Origin of the sequence: Streptomyces spiralis (genome assembly GCF_014654675.1) — a bacterium.
Lineage (GTDB): Bacteria > Actinomycetota > Actinomycetes > Streptomycetales > Streptomycetaceae > Streptomyces > Streptomyces spiralis.
On the sequence record NZ_BNBC01000005.1, the window covers coordinates 143,043 to 160,416 of the forward strand.

Consider the following 17,374-nt stretch of genomic DNA (forward strand, 5'->3'; position numbering starts at 1 on the left):
GCTATCCGGTGCCACCGACAACGGCCGACATGGCGACGGGCCGACGGGGCGTGTCCCGTCGGCCCGTTGAGCCGTTTCGTTCGTCCGCTCAGCTCGCGGCGGCGCTACGCGCCGACCTTCTCCATGATCTCGTCGCTGACGTCGAAGTTGGCGAAGACGTTCTGCACGTCGTCGCTGTCCTCGAGCGCGTCGATCAGCTTGAAGATCTTCTTGGCGCCCTCCTCGTCCAGCTCCACCTGGACGGACGGCACGAAGCTGGATTCGGCGGAGTCGTAGTCGATCCCGGCGTCCTGCAGGGCGGTGCGGACGGCGACCAGGTCGGTGGCCTCGCTGACGACCTCGAAGGACTCACCGAGGTCGTTGACCTCCTCAGCACCCGCGTCCAGCACGGCACCCAGGACGTCGTCCTCGGTCAGCTCACCCTTGGGGACGATCACGACGCCCTTGCGGCTGAACATGTACGACACGGAGCCCGGGTCGGCCATGTTGCCGCCGTTGCGGGTCATGGCGACGCGCACGTCGGAGGCGGCGCGGTTGCGGTTGTCGGTGAGGCACTCGATGAGCACCGCGACGCCGTTCGGGCCGTAGCCCTCGTACATGATCGTCTCGTAGTCGGCACCGCCGGCCTCAAGTCCACCGCCGCGCTTGATCGCGGAGTCGATGTTCTTGTTCGGGACCGACTGCTTCTTGGCCTTCTGGACGGCGTCGTAGAGCGTCGGGTTGCCGTCGAGGTCCACGCCGCCCATCCGCGCCGCGACCTCGATGTTCTTGATCAGCTTCGCGAAGAGCTTGCCGCGCTTGGCGTCGATCACGGCCTTCTTGTGCTTCGTCGTGGCCCATTTAGAGTGGCCGGACATCTGCCTGTCTCCTTCGCGTAACCCATCTCTGCAACGAACGCCAGAGATCCTACTAGGACTCCGCCGCCCGGTTCGCGTGCACCATGTCGACGAACAGGGCGTGCACGCGGTGGTCGCCGGTCAGTTCCGGGTGGAACGACGTGGCGAGCGCGTTGCCCTGGCGGACGGCGACGATGTGGCCGTCGTGCTCGGCGAGCACCTCGGTCTCGGCGCCGACGGACTCGACCCAGGGGGCGCGGATGAAGACGCCCTCTACAGGATCGCCCTCGACGCCCCGGACGTCGACCGCCGCTTCGAAGGACTCGTTCTGACGTCCGAAGGCGTTGCGGCGCACGATCATGTCGATGCCGCCGAAGGTCTCCTGGCCCGAGCGCGGGTCGAGGATCTTGTCGGCGAGCATGATCATGCCGGCGCAGGTGCCGTAGACGGGCATGCCGGCCCGCACGCGCGCGCGGAGCGGGTCCATCACTCCGAAGAGGACGGCCAGCTTGGAGATCGTGGTGGACTCACCGCCGGGGAGGACGAGGCCGTCGACCTCGGCGAGTTCTTCGGGGCGCCGCACCGGCCTGGCCACGGCGTCGGCCGCGGCCAGGGCGATGAGGTGCTCCCGTACGTCGCCCTGGAGGGCCAGGACGCCAATGACGGGGGTGTTCATGTGCTCCAGTGCCTTACCAGCCGCGGTTGGCGTAGCGCTCGGTCTCGGGGAGGGTGTCGCAGTTGATGCCGACCATGGCCTCGCCGAGGTTGCGGGACGCGTCCGCGATGATCTTCGGGTCGTCGTAGAACGTGGTGGCCTTCACGATGGCGGCGGCGCGCTTGGCCGGGTCGCCGGACTTGAAGATGCCGGAGCCGACGAAGACGCCCTCGGCGCCGAGCTGGCGCATCAGCGCGGCGTCGGCCGGGGTGGCCACGCCACCGGCGGAGAAGAGGACCACCGGGAGCTTGCCCAGCTCGGCGACCTCCCTGACCAGCTCGTACGGGGCGCGCAGCTCCTTGGCGGCGGCGTACAGCTCGTGGTTGTCGAAGCCGCGCAGCTTGGCGATCTCGTTCTTGATCTGGCGCAGGTGGCGGACGGCCTCCACGACGTTGCCGGTGCCGGCCTCGCCCTTGGAGCGGATCATCGCGGCACCCTCGGCGATGCGGCGCAGGGCCTCACCGAGGTTGGTGGCGCCACACACGAAGGGGGTGGTGAAGGCCCACTTGTCGGAGTGGTTGACCTCGTCGGCCGGGGTGAGGACCTCGGACTCGTCGATGTAGTCGACGCCGAGGGACTGGAGCACCTGGGCCTCGACGAAGTGGCCGATGCGGGACTTGGCCATGACCGGGATGGAGACGGCGTCGATGATGCCCTCGATCATGTCCGGGTCGGACATGCGGGCCACGCCGCCGTCCTTGCGGATGTCGGCGGGGACGCGCTCCAGGGCCATGACGGCGACGGCGCCCGCGTCCTCGGCGATCTTCGCCTGCTCCGGCGTGACGACGTCCATGATCACGCCGCCCTTGAGCTGCTCGGCCATGCCGCGCTTCACCCGGGCGGTGCCGGTCTCGGGGGTCTGGGCGGAGTCGGAAAGCGTGGTGGACACGGGTGACCTCACTCGGTGAAAAGAGGGTTTGGTGCACCGACGAGGAAACGGGAATGGACCAGTCCACGGCAAGGGCCAATGGGAACCCGGTGGATCCTTTTCCCCGCGCGCGCCCGTTTCGCGCCCCCGCGGGGGTGCCCGCCTACCGGTCCCCGAACTCCTGAACGGCCCTGGTCAGGGCGGTGTGGGCGGTGAGACCGGCCGTACGGCGCTCAGCGGAAGCACGACCTCGTCGAACAGCCCGGCGCGGATCGTCAGCGCGCCGGCGGTGAGCCGGTGCGGACGGCGCCGGGTGACAGCCGCGAAGAACAGGGTGAGGTCGATGAGGACGGCCATCCAGACCAGGTGGAAGGGCTGCCAGGCGGGCGGGATCATCGAGACGTCCATGAGCGCCTCGACCACCACCTCCATGCCCACGAAGGCGAACACCGAGCTACGCAGGGCCGCCGAGTGGCCGATGACGACCTCGCCGGGCCCTGCGAGGGGACGCCTGGTCAGCCAGGCGGTCAGGTCGCGCAACGCCGGTCCCAGCAGGTCCCGCGCTCGGCGGCGGAGGCCGCGGCGGAGGCTACTGGCGGTCCGCCAGGGCCGTCGGCGGCTCGTCGTCCATTTCGAAGGCCATGGGGAACGGGGCGTGCCCGGCCAGTCTGAACCAGCGCACCTTGCGGTGCTCGCGGAGTCTGCGGGCCGCGCCGACGGCGTCGTTGTGGAAGCGGCGGGCCATCGGCACCCTGCGCACCGCCTCGGTCAGCTCGTGCGCGGCCTCCTCACCCCCGGGCGCCTCGCGGACCGCCTCCACCTGCTGTGCCTCGGCGAAGACCGCCCGCAGCGCCTGGCTCAGCTCGCTCTCGGCGACCTCCCGCTGCTCCTCCTCGGACTGCCGGGCGGCGTGCGCGGCCTCGTAGAGCACGATCGAGGCGGCAGGGTCGAGCACTCCGGAGGTGGCCAGCTCCTGGGCCACCGACGCGCGCCGCAGCAGCTGGGCGTCGAGCGCGGCACGTGCGGCGTCGATCCGCGCGTGCAGCCGGTCCAGCCGACCCGCCGTCCAGCTCAGATACAGGCCGATGAGGACCAGCGCGACAAGGATCCAGATGAGCGTTGCGGTCACGGGCGGCAAGGCTACAGGGCGCTCCGCCGGGGCAGCGGGGGCCTTGTCCGACCGTGGGTGTCAGGTGCCGTGGGCCGGGGTCGCCGGCCCCTGGGGGCTGCCGCCCCCGGACCCCCGCTTCGACCTGAACGGCCTCGTCCTCAAACGCGGGACGGGCTGGATTTCCCCCCGTATCCCCTGGTCCTCAGACGCCGGACGGGCTGCTCTTCCCCGCCCTCAGTCGCGCCCGCAGGCCCGTGACCCGGTCGTCCGCGGCGACCGCCGCCGCTCCGGCCGTCACGGTCTCGTACACCGAGAGGATGTCCGCGCCCACCGTCGACCAGTCGAAGCGGCGGACGTGGGCGCTGCCGTGGGCGCGTAGTTCGGACCGGCGGGCCGGGTCGGCGAGGAGGCGTACGGCGGCGTCGGCGAGGGCGTCCGCGTCCTCGTTGGTGAACAGTTCGCCGGCCTTGCCCTGGTCCAGGACCTGGGCGAAGGCGTCCAGGTCGGAGGCGAGGACCGGGGCACCGGCGGACATGGCCTCGACGAGGATGATGCCGAAGCTCTCGCCGCCGGTGTTCGGGGCGACGTACAGGTCGATGCTGCGCAGGAAGCGCGCCTTGTCCCCGTCGCTGATCATGCCGAGGAACTCCACGCGGGAGCGCAGCTCCTTCGGCAGCGACTGGACCGCCTCCTCCTCGTCGCCGCGGCCCGCGACCAGGAGCCTGGTCTGCGGCCGGGCGGCGAGGATCTTCGGCAGGGCCCTCATCAGCACCGGCAGGCCCTTGCGGGGCTCGTCGATGCGGCCTATGAAGCCGATCGTGTCCCCCTGCCACTCGGGCCGGGGTTCGGCGCGGGCGAAGAAGTCGACGTCGACGCCGTTGGGGATCACCACCGCGTCGCCGCCCAGGTGTTCGACGAGGGTGCGCCGGGCGTACTCGCTCACGGCGATCCGCGCGCTGATCTTCTCCAGTGCGGCCTGGAGGATGGCGTACGCGGCGATCATCGCCCGCGACCGGGGATTGGAGGTGTGGAAGGTGGCGACGATCGGGCCCTGCGCGGCCCAGCAGGTCAGCAGGCCCAGCGAGGGCGAGGTCGGCTCGTGGATGTGGATCACGTCGAACCGGCCGTCGTGCAGCCAGCGCCGTACCCGGGCCGCCGAGAGGAAGCCGAAGTTCAGCCGGGCCACCGAGCCGTTGTACGGCACCGGCACCGCGCGGCCGGCCGAGACGACGTAGGGCGGCAGCGGGGTGTCGTCGTCGGCAGGGGCGAGGACGGACACCTCGTGGCCGAGGCCGATGAAGTACTCGGCGAGGTCGCGGATGTGGAACTGGACACCGCCCGGCACGTCCCAGGAGTAGGGGCAGACGATGCCGATCCTCACGTCCGCTCCCCGTCGGCCGGGCGGGGCTCGAGATCCGCGAGCCACAAGCGCTGCAGCATGTGCCAGTCCTCCGGGTGGTCGGCGATCCCCGTGGCGAAGGCATCGGCCAGCGCCTGTGTCATGGCAGACGTCTTCTCGGCCCGTGTACCTGTCTCGGGTACCTCGATCGGGGGATGGACGCGGCCCCGCATGACGGGTGAGTCGTCGTACCAGAGGGTGACGGGCAGCAGCAGGGCGCCGGTCTGCTGGGCGAGCAGGGCGGGTCCGGCCGGCATGCGGGCGGTCTCGCCGAAGAACTTCACCTCGACCCCGGAGGCGGACAGGTCGCGGTCGGCGACCAGGCAGACCAGGCCGCCGGCGCGCAGCCGCCGGGCCAGCGCGCCGAACGCGGAACCGCCGCTGTGCGGCAGGACCTCCATGCCGAGGCCCTCGCGGTAGGCGACGAACCGGTCGTAGAGCGATTCGGGCTTCAGGCGCTCGGCGACCGTGGTGAACGGCGTCCGGAGCTCGGTGGTCACCCAGGCGCCGGCCAGGTCCCAGTTGGCCAGGTGGGGCAGGGCGAGGACGACGCCCCGGCCGGAGGCGAGCCCGTCGGTGAGGTGGTGCACGTCCTTGGGGGCGAAACCGGTGCGCACGCGCTCGGGGCTCCAGGCGGGCAGCCGGAAGGACTCCATCCAGTAGCGCAGGTACGAGCGCATGCCCGCGCGGGAGAGCTCGGCCAGCCGCTCGGGACTCGCGTCGGGCACCACGCGCGCGTAGTTGGCCTCCAGCCGCAGCACGCCCTTGCCGCGCTGCTTCCAGGCGAGGTCGGCGATGGCGCGGCCGAGCCGCACGGCGACCGGCTCGGGCAGCTTCTTGACGGTGCCCCAGCCCAGGCCGTACAGGGCGTCGGTGAGGCGGTCCCGGGCGGTCATGTCGCCGCCCCGCTCCCCTGGTTCTCCTGCCGTGCGGCGGCGGCCTCCGCCTCCTCCGACTCGCGGCGGACGGTGACGACCCGCTGGATCAGCGTGACCAGGCTGCCGGCGGCGACGATCCACAGCGCGACCGGCAGCAGGTACTGGATGCCGGGCACGCCGAACTTGTGCAGGCCCGCGAAGCCGGCCGCGACCAGTGAGATCACCAGCCGTTCGGCGCGCTCGACCAGCCCGTTGACGGCCACGGGCAGGCCGATCGACTCGCCGCGCGCCTTGGTGTACGACACCACCTGGCCGCTGGCCAGGCAGAAGATCGACACCGCGCACAGCACGTTGTCGTCGCCCCGGCCCGCGTACCACAGCGCGAAACCGCCGAAGATCGCGCCGTCGGCCACCCGGTCGAGGGTGGAGTCGAGGAAGGCGCCCCAGCGGCTGGAGCGGCCGAGCTGGCGGGCCATGTTGCCGTCGACCAGGTCGGAGAACACGAACAGGGTGATCACGACCGTGCCCCAGAAGAACTCGCCCCGGGGGTAGAAGACCAGCGCGCCCGCGACCACTCCGGCGGTGCCGATGAGCGTGACCGTGTCGGGGCTCACGCCCCGGCGGATGAGAAACGCGGCGAACGGTGTGAGGACACGCGTGAAGAATGCACGCGCGTACTTGTTCAGCATGGCCTTCCCGAGGGTCGGTGTCGCCGGGCGGCCCCTGCTGGCCACCGGCGGGCCCAATCGTAGCCACGCGCGCGCGTGGGTGACGTCCGGGCACCCGCGGGCCCGCTCGGCGGCCCCGGCCCGGGGCGCGCGGCCGCGGCTCGCGTGCGCCGGTTCACGGTGTGTGACGGCCGGTCGGGGCGGGATCGGGTCGTTCGTATGGACGCGGCATGACGGGAGTGGAAAGCTCGAATCAACCGCGGGCGTCGCAGGAGCCGCCAGTGACGCGGTGCCGCGTGTCCGCGCCCACAGTGACCTCACCGTGCACGGGAGGCAGGATCATGGGCGACAAGGCGCACACACATCCCGGAGCCGCCGGCAGGGCAATGGCGGCCGACCAACCCACGTCCCTACGGAATGTGGTGCTGGTCGGCCACTCCGGTTCGGGCAAGACGACTCTGGTGGAGGCTCTCGCGCTGACGGCGGGAGCGGTGAACCGGGCGGGCCGCGTCGAGGACGGCGGCTGCGTCTCCGACTACGACGAGATCGAGCACCGGCAGCAGCGCTCGGTGCAGCTCTCCCTGGTGCCGGTGGAATGGGACGGCATCAAGATCAACCTTCTGGACACCCCCGGCTACGCGGACTTCGTCGGGGAGCTCAGGGCCGGTCTGCGCGCGGCGGACGCGGCCCTCTTCGTCGTCTCGGCCTCCGACGGTGTGGACGGCTCGACCCGGATGGTGTGGGAGGAGTGCGCGGCCGTCGGGATGCCGAGGGCCATCGTGATCACCCACCTGGAGGCCGCCCGCGCGGACTTCGAGGAGATGACCCGGGTGTGCGCCGAGGCCTTCGGCGCGGACGACCCCGACGCGGTGCTGCCGCTCTACCTGCCGCTGCACGGCCCCGAGGGCCCCGACGGGCACATGCCCGTGACGGGACTGGTCGGGCTGCTGACGCAGAAGCTGTTCGACTACTCGACCGGGGAACGCAAGGAGTCCGAACCGGGCGAGGACCAGCTGCCGCGGATGGACGAGGCCCGTGCCCGGCTCATCGAGGGGATCATCTCCGAGAGCGAGGACGAGACCCTCATGGACCGCTACCTCGGCGGCGAGCGGGTCGACCTCGAGACCCTGATCAAGGACCTGGAGCGGGCCGTCGCGCGCGGGGTCTTCCACCCCGTGCTGGCCGCCGCCCCAGCAGCCGAGGGCGCGAAACAGGGCATCGGCACGGTGGAGCTGCTGGAACTGATCACCCGCGGCTTCCCCACCCCGCTGGAGCGCGAGGCGCCCGTCGTCACCACGCTCGACGGCAAGCCGCGCGAGCTGGCGCCGTGCGACCCGGACGGGCCGCTGGTCGCCGAGGTCGTCAAGACCGCCTCCGACCCCTACGTCGGCCGGGTCTCCCTCGTCCGGGTCTTCTCCGGCACTCTGCGGCCCGACCAGACGGTGCACGTCTCCGGGCACGGGCTGACCGACCGCGGTCACGAGGACCACGACGTCGACGAACGCGTCGGCGCCCTGTCGATGCCGTTCGGCAAGCAGCAGCGGCCCGTGACGCACGCCGTCGCGGGTGACCTCGCGTCCGTGGCGAAACTGGGCCGCGCCGAGACCGGCGACACCCTCTCCGCCAAGGACGACCCGCTGCTGATGGCCCCGTGGGAGATGCCCGACCCGCTGCTGCCGCTGGCCATCCAGGCGCACAGCAAGGCCGACGAGGACAAGCTCTCCCAGGGCCTGTCCCGGCTGGTCGCCGAGGATCCGACGATGCGCCTGGAGCAGAACCAGGACACCCACCAGGTGGTCCTGTGGTGCCTGGGCGAGGCCCACGCGGACGTCGCCCTGGAACGGCTGCGCAGCCGGTACGGCGTCCAGGTCGACGTCGTGCCGCACCGGGTCTCCCTCCGGGAGACGTTCGCGAACCGGTCCGCGGGGCGCGGCCGGCACGTCAAGCAGTCCGGCGGGCACGGTCAGTACGCGATCTGCGAGATCGAGGTGGAGCCGCTGCCGGGCGGCTCGGGCATCGAGTTCGTCGACAAGGTCGTCGGCGGGGCGGTGCCCCGGCAGTTCATCCCGTCGGTGGAGAAGGGCGTGCGCGCCCAGGCCGCCAAGGGGGTCGCCGCCGGGTATCCGCTGATCGACGTCCGGGTCACGCTGCTGGACGGCAAGGCGCACTCGGTGGACTCCTCCGACGCCGCGTTCCAGACGGCGGGCGCGCTGGCGCTGCGGGAGGCCGCGGCGGACGCGAAGATCCATCTGCTGGAGCCGGTGGCCGAGGTGAGCGTGCTGGTCGGCGACGACTACGTGGGCGCCGTGATGAGCGACCTGTCCGGGCGGCGCGGCCGGGTGCTGGGCACCGAACAGGTCGGCAGCGGGCGCACGCTGGTGCGGGCCGAGGTGCCCGAGATCGAGATCGGCCGGTACGCGGTCGACCTGCGGTCCCTGTCGCACGGCACGGCCCGCTTCGACCGCTGCTACGCCCGGCACGAGCCGATGCCGCCGCAGGTCGCCGACCGGGTCCGCGAACAGGAGCGCGAGGCCTCGTAGTCGGCACGCCCGGCGCACAACCGGGCGTCCGCGCAAGGCTGCGGAACGCTTCGCTCCGCAACAGCCCTGACAGGCGGGCGGCTTCGGCCGTCCGCCTCCGCGTGTCAGTCGCTGCGGATACGCTGATGACCTGATCAACAGGTGTGCGGGGCAGGGAAGTCGGGAAGGCCGCAAGGGCCTGCCTGATATCCGGCGGGAATTGTCAGACGGGCCGCGGGTGCGGACGCGGCGGCAGTGGGGGCGGTCAGTGACGGACGGATTCGATTTCAGTCCCGGGGCGCAGGTGCCCCTGTCGGGTGCGGCGGGACAGACGGCGGCGACCTACGCGCTGGCCGCGGCCGCCTACCGGGACGACGAAGTGGCCCGGATCAAGGAAGCCGACAACGAATGGCACCAGTCCGAGGTCAAGCCGCCGCGCCCGTGGGCGAAGATCTTCCGCCCGCTGCTCGGTGAGGCCTACTCCCGTGCGGTGATCGACCGCATGCTGGGTGCCGGGCGCAAGCCGCTCATCCAGTCCTTCGGCCTGGAACCGCAGGTCGTCGTCGAGCACTGCCTGGCGGCCCACCGCATCCGCCGTGAGCGCGACAACTGGCTCACCGCGGTGACCGTGCTGTGCGGGGTGCTCTTCCTGCCCGGGTTCCTGGTCTGGCTGCTGGTCTTCACCCTGCGCACCACGATGAGCAGGCGGGAGGACAAGCGCGCCGGCCTGCTCGCCACGCTGGTGCTGGTCGCCGTGGGCGCGCTCGCCGTGCTGTTCCTGATCAGGCTGCCGTTCCACGGCTTCTGGGGGTGGTACGCGCGCGCGGCGGTCGTCATGCCGGTCGTCGGCTGGTTCTGGGCCCGGCAGATCTGCGAGCGCACCGCGCGGGACCTTCGGGGGCGCTGGGAGAGCCTGGTGTCGGGCGGCGCCGTGGGCGCCAAGATCCCCGAGGCGGTGCCCGGGAACCCCGGCGACGCGGCCGAGCAGGTCCGCAAGGAGCTCGCCCGGCTCAGCGCCGAGCAGCGGTCCAACTCGGTCTTCTACGCCGGCCCCAAGGGCATACTCGGCATGGGCACACGGTGGGGCAGCTGGCAGCTGGCCGAGGACCTGGTCTCGGCGGAGCCGGGCAAGGACTTCCACCCGTTCCGCAGCTGGGACGTGATCACCGCGATCCAGGGCGGGCTGGCCATGCTGGAGCGCACCCCGATCAACACCGGTGGCTTCACCAAGCCGTCCATCACGCACTGGATCGTCACCCCCATCGGGGAGAAGGCCAAGGAGGTCTCCCGGCCCAGCGGCACGGACGTGGAGGCGTACACGATCCGGACGCACGCCATACAGGACATCTGCAACAAGCAGCAGTTCGGCAGCGGCGACCGGCACTACCTCGGCGTGCAGTGGACGCTGTGGGACGGCCACCTGGTGATCACCATGCTGATCACCGTGACGGTGCTCCACGAGACCCTGCGCATCGAGGTCACCGGGCACGCCCTGGGCCCGCTCAACCCCTTGTTCAACGAGAAGCCGGCGGCCAAGGAGAAGGAGGTGCAGAAGCCGTTCCGCTTCTGGGAGACCCGCAAGGTGAAGCTGCCCCTGGTCGACACCGACGAGGTGGTGCGGCTCGCCGCCCGCGCGCCCCTGACCTGGTACCCGCCGCTGCTCAACTGGCTCGGCGGCAGCCTGACCCTCCCCGAGCCGTTCGGCCTGCGGCACGCCTGGGCCGACCAGCCCTGGCGCCACCGCTTCATGGCCGACGACGCGCTGCGCGCCGCCACCCCCGTGCTGCGGGTGGTGCACGCGGCGGCGCTCAGGACCCTCAGGGAGAACGGCGTGGACGTGGAGAAGTTCGGCACCCGCTCGTCGATCCTCAGCGGGAATGTGCAGGACGTGATCCCGAAGAAGGCGGACGTGTACGACGCGTGACGCCTCCGGCGGTCAGGGCGACCGGGCGGGGAGGCGGATGACCGTTCAGGGGGCTGCGGGTGACCGTTCCGGGAGCTCCGCCCCCGGACTCCCCCGGCGCCCGGCTCACGCCGTCGGCCAGGCCTCCGCCAGCATCTTCCTGGTGTCGGCCAGGAGCTGCGGCAGCACCTTGGTATGGCCGACGACCGGCATGAAGTTCGTGTCGCCGCCCCAGCGGGGCACGATGTGCTGGTGCAGATGGGCCGCGATGCCGGCGCCGGCGACCGTGCCCTGGTTCATGCCGATGTTGAAGCCGTGGGCGCCGGAGGCGGTGCGCAGGGCCCGCATGGCCTGCTTGGTCAGCTCCGCCAGCTCGGCGGTCTCCGCCTCCGTGAGGTCGGTGTAGTCGGCGACGTGGCGGTACGGCACGGTCATCAGGTGGCCGCCGTTGTACGGGTACAGGTTGAGCACCGCGTACACCTGCTCGCCGCGCCGGACGATGAGGCCGTCCTCGTCGGACTTGGCCGGTATGGCGCAGAAGGGACAGCCGTCTCCGGCCCCGGGGCCGCTCGGCTTGTTCTCGCCCTGGATGTAGGCCATCCGGTGGGGCGTCCACAGGCGCTGGAACGCGTCCTGCGTACCCACTCCGATCTGCTGCTCCGGCTCACGCGTCATGCGTGCAGCATATGGCGTCGGGCCCCGGCGAAGGGCAAGGCCCCCGGTGAGGCAGATCACCGGGGGCCGGGCCGTACGGCTGCCGCGGCCGCCGCCGTCGCCGATCAGACCTGTACGCGGTCCTCGACGACCTTCACGATCTTCGCGATGGCCTCGTCGATCGGGATGCCGTTCTCCTGGGAGCCGTCGCGGTAGCGGAAGGAGACGGCGTTGTTCGCCATGTCCTCGTCGCCCGCGATGACCATGAAGGGGACCTTCTGCTTCTGGGCGTTGCGGATCTTCTTCTGCATCCGGTCCGAGGAGGAGTCGATCTCGACGCGCAGGCCCTTCTTCCTGGCCTCCGCGGCGAACTTCTCCAGGTACTCCACGTGCGCGTCGCCGATCGGGATGCCGATCGCCTGCACCGGGGCCAGCCACGCCGGGAACGCACCCGCGTAGTGCTCGAGGAGCACGGCGAAGAACCGCTCGATGGAGCCGAACAGCGCGCGGTGGATCATGACCGGGCGCTGCTTGGAGCCGTCGGCGGCCGTGTACTCCAGGTCGAAGCGCTCCGGCAGGTTGAAGTCGAGCTGGATCGTCGACATCTGCCAGGTTCGGCCGATGGCGTCCTTGGCCTGGACGGAGATCTTCGGGCCGTAGAAGGCGGCGCCGCCCGGGTCCGGGACCAGCGGCAGGCCCTGCTTCTCGGCGACCTGGCGGAGGGTCTCGGTGGCCTCTTCCCAGGCATCGTCGGAACCGACGAACTTCTCCGGGTCCTTGGTGGACAGCTCCAGGTAGAAGTCGGTCAGACCGTAGTCGCGCAGCAGGTTCAGCACGAAGGTGAGCGTCTTGTCGAGCTCGTCGGCCATCTGCTCACGGGTGCAGTAGATGTGCGCGTCGTCCTGAGTGAAGCCGCGGGCGCGGGTCAGGCCGTGCACGACGCCCGACTTCTCGTACCGGTACACGGTCCCGAACTCGAACAGGCGCAGCGGCAGTTCGCGGTAGGAGCGGCCGCGCGCGTCGAAGATCAGGTTGTGCATCGGGCAGTTCATGGGCTTGAGGTAGTAGTCCACGCCCTCGTCGAGCTGCATGGGCGGGTACATGCCGTCGGCGTACCAGTCCAGGTGGCCCGAGGTCTCGAAGAGCTTCCCCTTCGTCGCGTGCGGGGTGTAGACGAACTCGTAGCCCTCCTCCTCGTGGCGGCGCCGCGAGTAGTCCTCCATGACCCGGCGGACGATGCCGCCCCTGGGGTGGAAGACGGCGAGTCCGGAGCCGATCTGCTCGGGGATGGAGAACAGGTCGAGCTCGTGGCCCAGCTTGCGGTGGTCGCGCTTCTCGGCCTCGACGAGGAAGTCCAGGTACTGCTTCAGCTCGTCCTTGGACGGCCAGGCGGTGCCGTAGATGCGCTGGAGCATCGGGTTCTTCTCGCTGCCGCGCCAGTAGGCGCCCGCGTTGCGCATCAGCTTGAACGCGGGGATCAGGCGGGTGGAGGGCAGGTGGGGACCGCGGCAGAGGTCCTTCCAGCACAGCTCGCCGGTCTTGGCGTCCAGGTTGTCGTAGATCGTCAGCTCGCCGGCGCCGACCTCGACGTCCGCGCCGTCCTCGGTGGAGGCCGAGCCCTTGAGGCCGATCAGCTCCAGCTTGTACGGCTCGTTCGCCAGCTCCTCGCGGGCCTGCTCGTCGGTGACCACGCGGCGGGAGAACTTCTGCCCCCGCTTCTGGATCTCCTGCATCTTCTTCTCGATGGCCTTGAGGTCATCGGGGTGGAAGGGCCTGTCGACGTCGAAGTCGTAGTAGAAGCCGTCCTTGACGGGCGGGCCGATGCCCAGCTTGGCCTCGGGGAAGAGCTCCTGCACGGCCTGCGCCATGACGTGCGCGGTGGAGTGGCGCAGGATGTTCAGGCCGTCCTCGGAGGAGATCTCGACGCCCTCGACGGTCTCGCCGTCCTTGACCTCGTAGGCGAGGTCCTTCAGCTCGCCGCCGACGCGTGCGGCGACGATCGAGCGCTCGCCGGCGAAGAGGTCGGCGGCCGTAGTGCCCGTCGTCACCGTGCGCTCTTCCCGCTCGGAATCGCGTTGGATGATCACACGGACGTCTGACACCGGTCTCTCCTGACTGCAGGTGGGGTGCGGCGCCATACCGGGAGCGCGCGCAATAAGCGATCGTACCGACCCCACCCCACCGACCGCGAAACGGTCTCCCCGCCCCGCCGCCCGGTCACGGTCTCCGCCGCGCCCGGCGCCACCCGGCCGCTGCCCGGTCCCCCGGGCCCTCGGCCCTCGCCCGTACGTGCTCCACCGGCCCGCGCTCGGCTCTTCCCGGCCTCAGCCGGGAGCCGCCCGGCCGGCGCGCACACCACTCCCAGGGCCATTCGTTCGGATCAGGCCGGATCAGGGAGCGGGGTTGGATGAGGCCGGATCAGGGAGCGGTGGTTGGTGGTGGGGGTACCTCCCACGCCGTTCAGGCAGTGGGGGAAAGGATCGCAAGGCGGAGGAGGGCGTCATGGCGGAGCCATGGCGACCGACGACAACGCGGCGAGGCGCGGTGTCAGGGCCCGCGAGCCCGGCGTGATCGACGCGACACCCCCTAGCCCCACCCAATGACACCCCGGCCGCCGCCCGGCCCTCCCGAGCGCGAATCAGCCGCAGCCAGTGCCACGATCCACCGGCCCGCGCCCGACCCTCCCCCGCCTGCGCCCGGAGCCGCCCGGTCGGAGCGCCCAGCACCCCACGCTCCCGCCCTGTCCTCCGCCGACCCGCGCCCCGTCTCCCCGCCCCGCCGCTCAGTCGCGGTCCTCCGGGTCTCTCGGTTCGTCGAAGAAGTCGGTGTCGTCCGTGTCCTCCTGGAGGGACTTCATCAGCCGGTCGCGTTCCTCGTCGTCCACCTGGACCGGGGCGACCTCGCAGGCGCCGGTGAGGCGGCGGAAGCCGCCTCGGCTCTCCAGGCGGCCGAGGACGCGGACCGGCAGGCCGACCAGGTGGGCGTGGCCGGCGATGCGGTAGTCCTCCTCCTCCAGGGCCACGCGGACGTAGGGCACCTCGGCGCCGGAGATCACCCGCAGTCGCACGGTGCCCTCGCCGTGCGGCTGCGACCGGCGCAGGCGGACCACGGTGCCGGTGATCCGGACGGGCACGGACGGCTCCGCGCGCAGATAGCGGGCGCCGGCCTCGCGCAGCACGGGCCGGTCGCCCGGCGAGAACTCGACGGTCCCGGCGGCGCAGTCCGCGGGAACGCCGGCGGCGGGCGCCCAGTCGACCGTGATCCTGGCTCCCTCGGTGCCGCGCACCAGCGCGACCAGGGCCTCGGTGAGCTCACGGCTGGCACCGGCCCGTACGGCGCCGTCGAAGGCGTCCAGGGCGCCGGTGGCGCGCCGGTAGTCGACGGCCTCGCGCACGGCGTACAGGGCCTGGTGGAGCCGTACGGCGAGCGGCCGGGCCGGGGCGACCGGGACGAAGGCGGTCAGGCTGCGGCCGCCGGCCGCGGAACCGACGAGGACGTGGTCCAGGGAGGCCGCGGCCGAGCGCCGGTGCCGGGCGCCGTAGTAGCCGGCCCGGGCGCGCGTGGCGAGCGCGGCGGCCAGCAGCATCTGCCGGGCGGCGCCGCGCAGCCGCTCCTCGACGGTCCAGGACGCGGTGCCCGCCGGGCCGCCCGGGACGTCCCGCCACCAGTGGATCTCGTCGCTGGGCACGGCGAGCGCGACCAGCACCGCATGGGCGGACGGCGTGCCGCTGCGGGCCAGGGCGTCGAGCGCCTCGCCGAGCAGGTCGTCGCTGTCGGGGAAGGCGCGGCTGACGGGCACCAGCAGACTCGTCCCGGCGCCGCCCGGCCCCGGCGGGGTCCAGCGGCCGTAGCGACCGGCGGCTCCGCCGCGCCGCTGCCAGCCGTGCCGCAGCAGCAGGGCGGCGAGCACGGCGGGGTCGACGTCGGCGGGCCGGGGAGGGCGGTCCCAGGGGGCGTCGACGGGGTGCGGGCGCACCGGGCGCAACGGCTCGTCGAGGGGGCGGTGCGTCATGGTCTGCCTCCGGTCCCGACCCGCGTCATGATCTCGCACAGGGCCCGGTCGTCGAAGATCCGCGAGGTCGGTATGCGCACGTTGGTGCGGTGCCGGCCGGTGATCGGATGGCCGGCCAGGTTGACCCAGTAGCAGCAGTGCCTGAGGTCGAGCCGGTCGTGCCCGGCCCGCAGCCACTGGTCCTGGGAACGCGGCACGATCATCACGACCAGGATCTTGTGCACGGACACCGGGGTGCGGGCGAGCTTCGCGAGGTGGTCGTTGTCGAGGGTGAAGGAGAAGAAACGTCCCGGCGGGTGGGGCGGCACCTGGTACGTGCACTTCAGCTGCACCTTGATGGTCACCTCGTCGTCGACGGTGTGACCGGGCGCGCTGTGGCTGATGTGCCAGTCGATGCCGTTGTCCGGGAAGGGCTGCGACAGCGAGCAGCCGGCGGCCGCGGCGACCGCGTGCAGATACCCCACCTGCAGTGTCTCCATGCAGGCGGTGGTGGCGAGTGTGCCGCGCAGGGTGCCCGCACGCTCGGGCAGCAGCCCGCCCCGCTCGGGCTGCGCAACCGTCATGACCAAATAGCCTTCCGCGCCAAGTGAATTGCCGGGTGAATTGCCGGTGATTCCCCGCATCCCCGCTGCGGGTCCGTGAACTGCAAAAACCCGTACTCCTGTTGTCTCCTTCCGGCGTACGGCGCAAACGGCCCGGGTATCACCAAACGGGCAGAAGACGGTACGTCAGCTGCCGCGGGTGAGCGAGGAGTTGTGGTCGACATGACGTGCTGCTGGTACGAGGGGCCGCTGGCCGCCTTCGACACCGAGACCACGGGCGTCGACGTCGAGACCGACCGGATCGTGTCGGCCGCCGTCGTCGTCCAGGACGCCCCGGGCGCCCGGCCGCGGACGGCCCGCTGGCTGGTGAATCCGGGGGTGCCGGTGCCCGAGGCGGCGACGGCGGTGCACGGGCTGACGGAGGACCATCTGCACCGCAACGGGCGCTGGCCGGCCCCGGTGATGTACGAGATAGCCGAGGAGCTGGCGGAGCAGGCCACGCTGGGCCGCCCGCTGGTGGTGATGAACGCGCCGTTCGATCTGACGCTGCTGGACCGGGAGTTGCGCCGCCACCGGGCCTCCTCGCTGGACCGCTGGTTCGAGGCGTCGCCGCTGTGCGTGCTGGATCCGCGGGTCCTGGACAAGCACCTGGACCGCTACCGCAAGGGCCGGCGCACCCTCACCGATCTGTGCGCGCACTACGAGGTCGAGCTGGCGGACGCGCACGACGCGGCGGCGGACGCGCTGGCCGCCCTCGAGGTCGTCCGCGCCCTCGGCCGCCGTTTCGCGGCCCGCCTGGACCGCCTGACCCCCGCCGAACTGCACACCCTGCAGACCGGTTGGCACGCGGCACAGGCCCGCGGCCTCCAGGCGTGGTTCGCGCGCAGCGGCGCGGAGGAGACGGTGGACCCGTCATGGCCCCTGCGGCCGGATCTTCCCGCCGCGGCCTGACACGGCCCTCCGCCGGTGCGCCCGACGGTCTCCGGCGCGCACCGGCGCGAGTCCGGCGCGCACGGGCGCGAGTCCGGCGCGCACGGGCGCGAGTCCGGCGGGCGCACGGGCACGACTCCGACGAGCAGGGCACCCAGGACGGGTCCGGCGGGCGCACAGGCACGTCTCCGGTGAGACGCGGGCGACCCCCTGTTGCCACGGTTGCACCCCCGCACGCTTATTGACAGTCGACAGTACCGGCTCGTAACAATATGGGAGCGCTCCCATGAGTCGGTCGAGCCTCCCTCACCTCCTCCCACCGTGGATCACGGCGCTCGC

At 71.8% G+C, this 17,374-nt stretch carries 15 protein-coding genes; 3 read left to right on the forward strand and 12 right to left on the reverse strand.

Annotated features, from left to right (window positions below):
* Positions 1-104 precede the first annotated feature (104 nt).
* From IE318_RS07805 to pgsA, 8 genes are all read right to left on the reverse strand, one after another.
* Positions 105-857 carry a YebC/PmpR family DNA-binding transcriptional regulator gene (locus IE318_RS07805; RefSeq protein WP_030166411.1) on the reverse strand — a complete coding sequence of 251 codons (753 nt, stop codon included), beginning with the start codon at positions 855-857 and terminating at the stop codon, positions 105-107.
* 52 nt (positions 858-909) lie between these two features.
* Positions 910-1,512, reverse strand: coding sequence for a pyridoxal 5'-phosphate synthase glutaminase subunit PdxT (pdxT, locus tag IE318_RS07810; protein ID WP_030166409.1), 603 nt, complete (start codon positions 1,510-1,512; stop codon positions 910-912).
* 13 nt (positions 1,513-1,525) lie between these two features.
* Positions 1,526-2,440, reverse strand: a complete 915-nt coding sequence (pdxS, locus tag IE318_RS07815; RefSeq protein ID WP_030166406.1) for a pyridoxal 5'-phosphate synthase lyase subunit PdxS — start codon at positions 2,438-2,440, stop codon at positions 1,526-1,528.
* A 174-nt stretch (positions 2,441-2,614) separates the two neighbouring features.
* Entirely contained in the window at positions 2,615-2,959 is a 345-nt protein-coding gene (locus IE318_RS07820) for a hypothetical protein (RefSeq protein WP_189897977.1), read from the reverse strand.
* Between the two features lie 49 nt (positions 2,960-3,008).
* Complete coding sequence (locus IE318_RS07825) at positions 3,009-3,557, reverse strand: LemA family protein (protein WP_189897979.1); 549 nt, start codon at positions 3,555-3,557, stop codon at positions 3,009-3,011.
* Positions 3,558-3,732: 175 nt separating this feature from the next.
* Positions 3,733-4,911, reverse strand: a complete 1,179-nt coding sequence (locus IE318_RS07830) for a glycosyltransferase family 4 protein (RefSeq protein ID WP_189897981.1) — start codon at positions 4,909-4,911, stop codon at positions 3,733-3,735.
* Positions 4,908-5,825, reverse strand: coding sequence for a phosphatidylinositol mannoside acyltransferase (locus IE318_RS07835; RefSeq protein ID WP_189897983.1), 918 nt, complete (start codon positions 5,823-5,825; stop codon positions 4,908-4,910). Before IE318_RS07835 ends, IE318_RS07830 begins: the two co-directional genes overlap by 4 nt.
* A complete protein-coding gene (pgsA, locus tag IE318_RS07840; protein WP_037868126.1) occupies positions 5,822-6,553 on the reverse strand; it encodes a phosphatidylinositol phosphate synthase in 732 nt (243 codons plus the stop codon). The genes IE318_RS07835 and pgsA overlap by 4 nt, the downstream gene beginning before the upstream one ends.
* Positions 6,554-6,816: 263 nt before the next feature.
* On the opposite strand from pgsA, the gene IE318_RS07845 reads away from it, so the two are divergent.
* Both IE318_RS07845 and IE318_RS07850 read left to right on the forward strand, forming a co-directional pair.
* On the forward strand, positions 6,817-9,015 hold the full coding sequence (locus IE318_RS07845; RefSeq protein ID WP_189897986.1) for an elongation factor G-like protein EF-G2: 2,199 nt from the start codon (positions 6,817-6,819) through the stop codon (positions 9,013-9,015).
* A 247-nt stretch (positions 9,016-9,262) separates the two neighbouring features.
* Entirely contained in the window at positions 9,263-10,918 is a 1,656-nt protein-coding gene (locus tag IE318_RS07850) for an AbeC-like domain-containing protein (RefSeq protein ID WP_189897988.1), read from the forward strand.
* Between the two features lie 105 nt (positions 10,919-11,023).
* On the opposite strand, the gene IE318_RS07855 is transcribed toward IE318_RS07850, so the two are convergent.
* From IE318_RS07855 to IE318_RS07870, 4 genes are all read right to left on the reverse strand, one after another.
* Positions 11,024-11,572 carry an HIT family protein gene (locus tag IE318_RS07855; protein WP_030166387.1) on the reverse strand — a complete coding sequence of 183 codons (549 nt, stop codon included), beginning with the start codon at positions 11,570-11,572 and terminating at the stop codon, positions 11,024-11,026.
* A 104-nt stretch (positions 11,573-11,676) separates the two neighbouring features.
* Positions 11,677-13,653 carry a threonine--tRNA ligase gene (thrS, locus tag IE318_RS07860; protein ID WP_030166384.1) on the reverse strand — a complete coding sequence of 659 codons (1,977 nt, stop codon included), beginning with the start codon at positions 13,651-13,653 and terminating at the stop codon, positions 11,677-11,679.
* A gap of 680 nt (positions 13,654-14,333) precedes the next feature.
* Entirely contained in the window at positions 14,334-15,563 is a 1,230-nt protein-coding gene (locus tag IE318_RS07865; RefSeq protein WP_189897990.1) for a hypothetical protein, read from the reverse strand.
* Complete coding sequence (locus IE318_RS07870) at positions 15,560-16,126, reverse strand: DUF4365 domain-containing protein (RefSeq protein ID WP_189897992.1); 567 nt, start codon at positions 16,124-16,126, stop codon at positions 15,560-15,562. The genes IE318_RS07865 and IE318_RS07870 overlap by 4 nt, the downstream gene beginning before the upstream one ends.
* 201 nt (positions 16,127-16,327) lie before the next feature.
* Here IE318_RS07870 and IE318_RS07875 point away from each other — a divergent pair, with 201 nt between their 5' ends.
* Positions 16,328-17,056: a 3'-5' exonuclease gene (locus tag IE318_RS07875; protein WP_189897994.1), complete on the forward strand. Its 729-nt coding sequence runs from the start codon at positions 16,328-16,330 to the stop codon at positions 17,054-17,056.
* Positions 17,057-17,374: the final 318 nt, after the last annotated feature.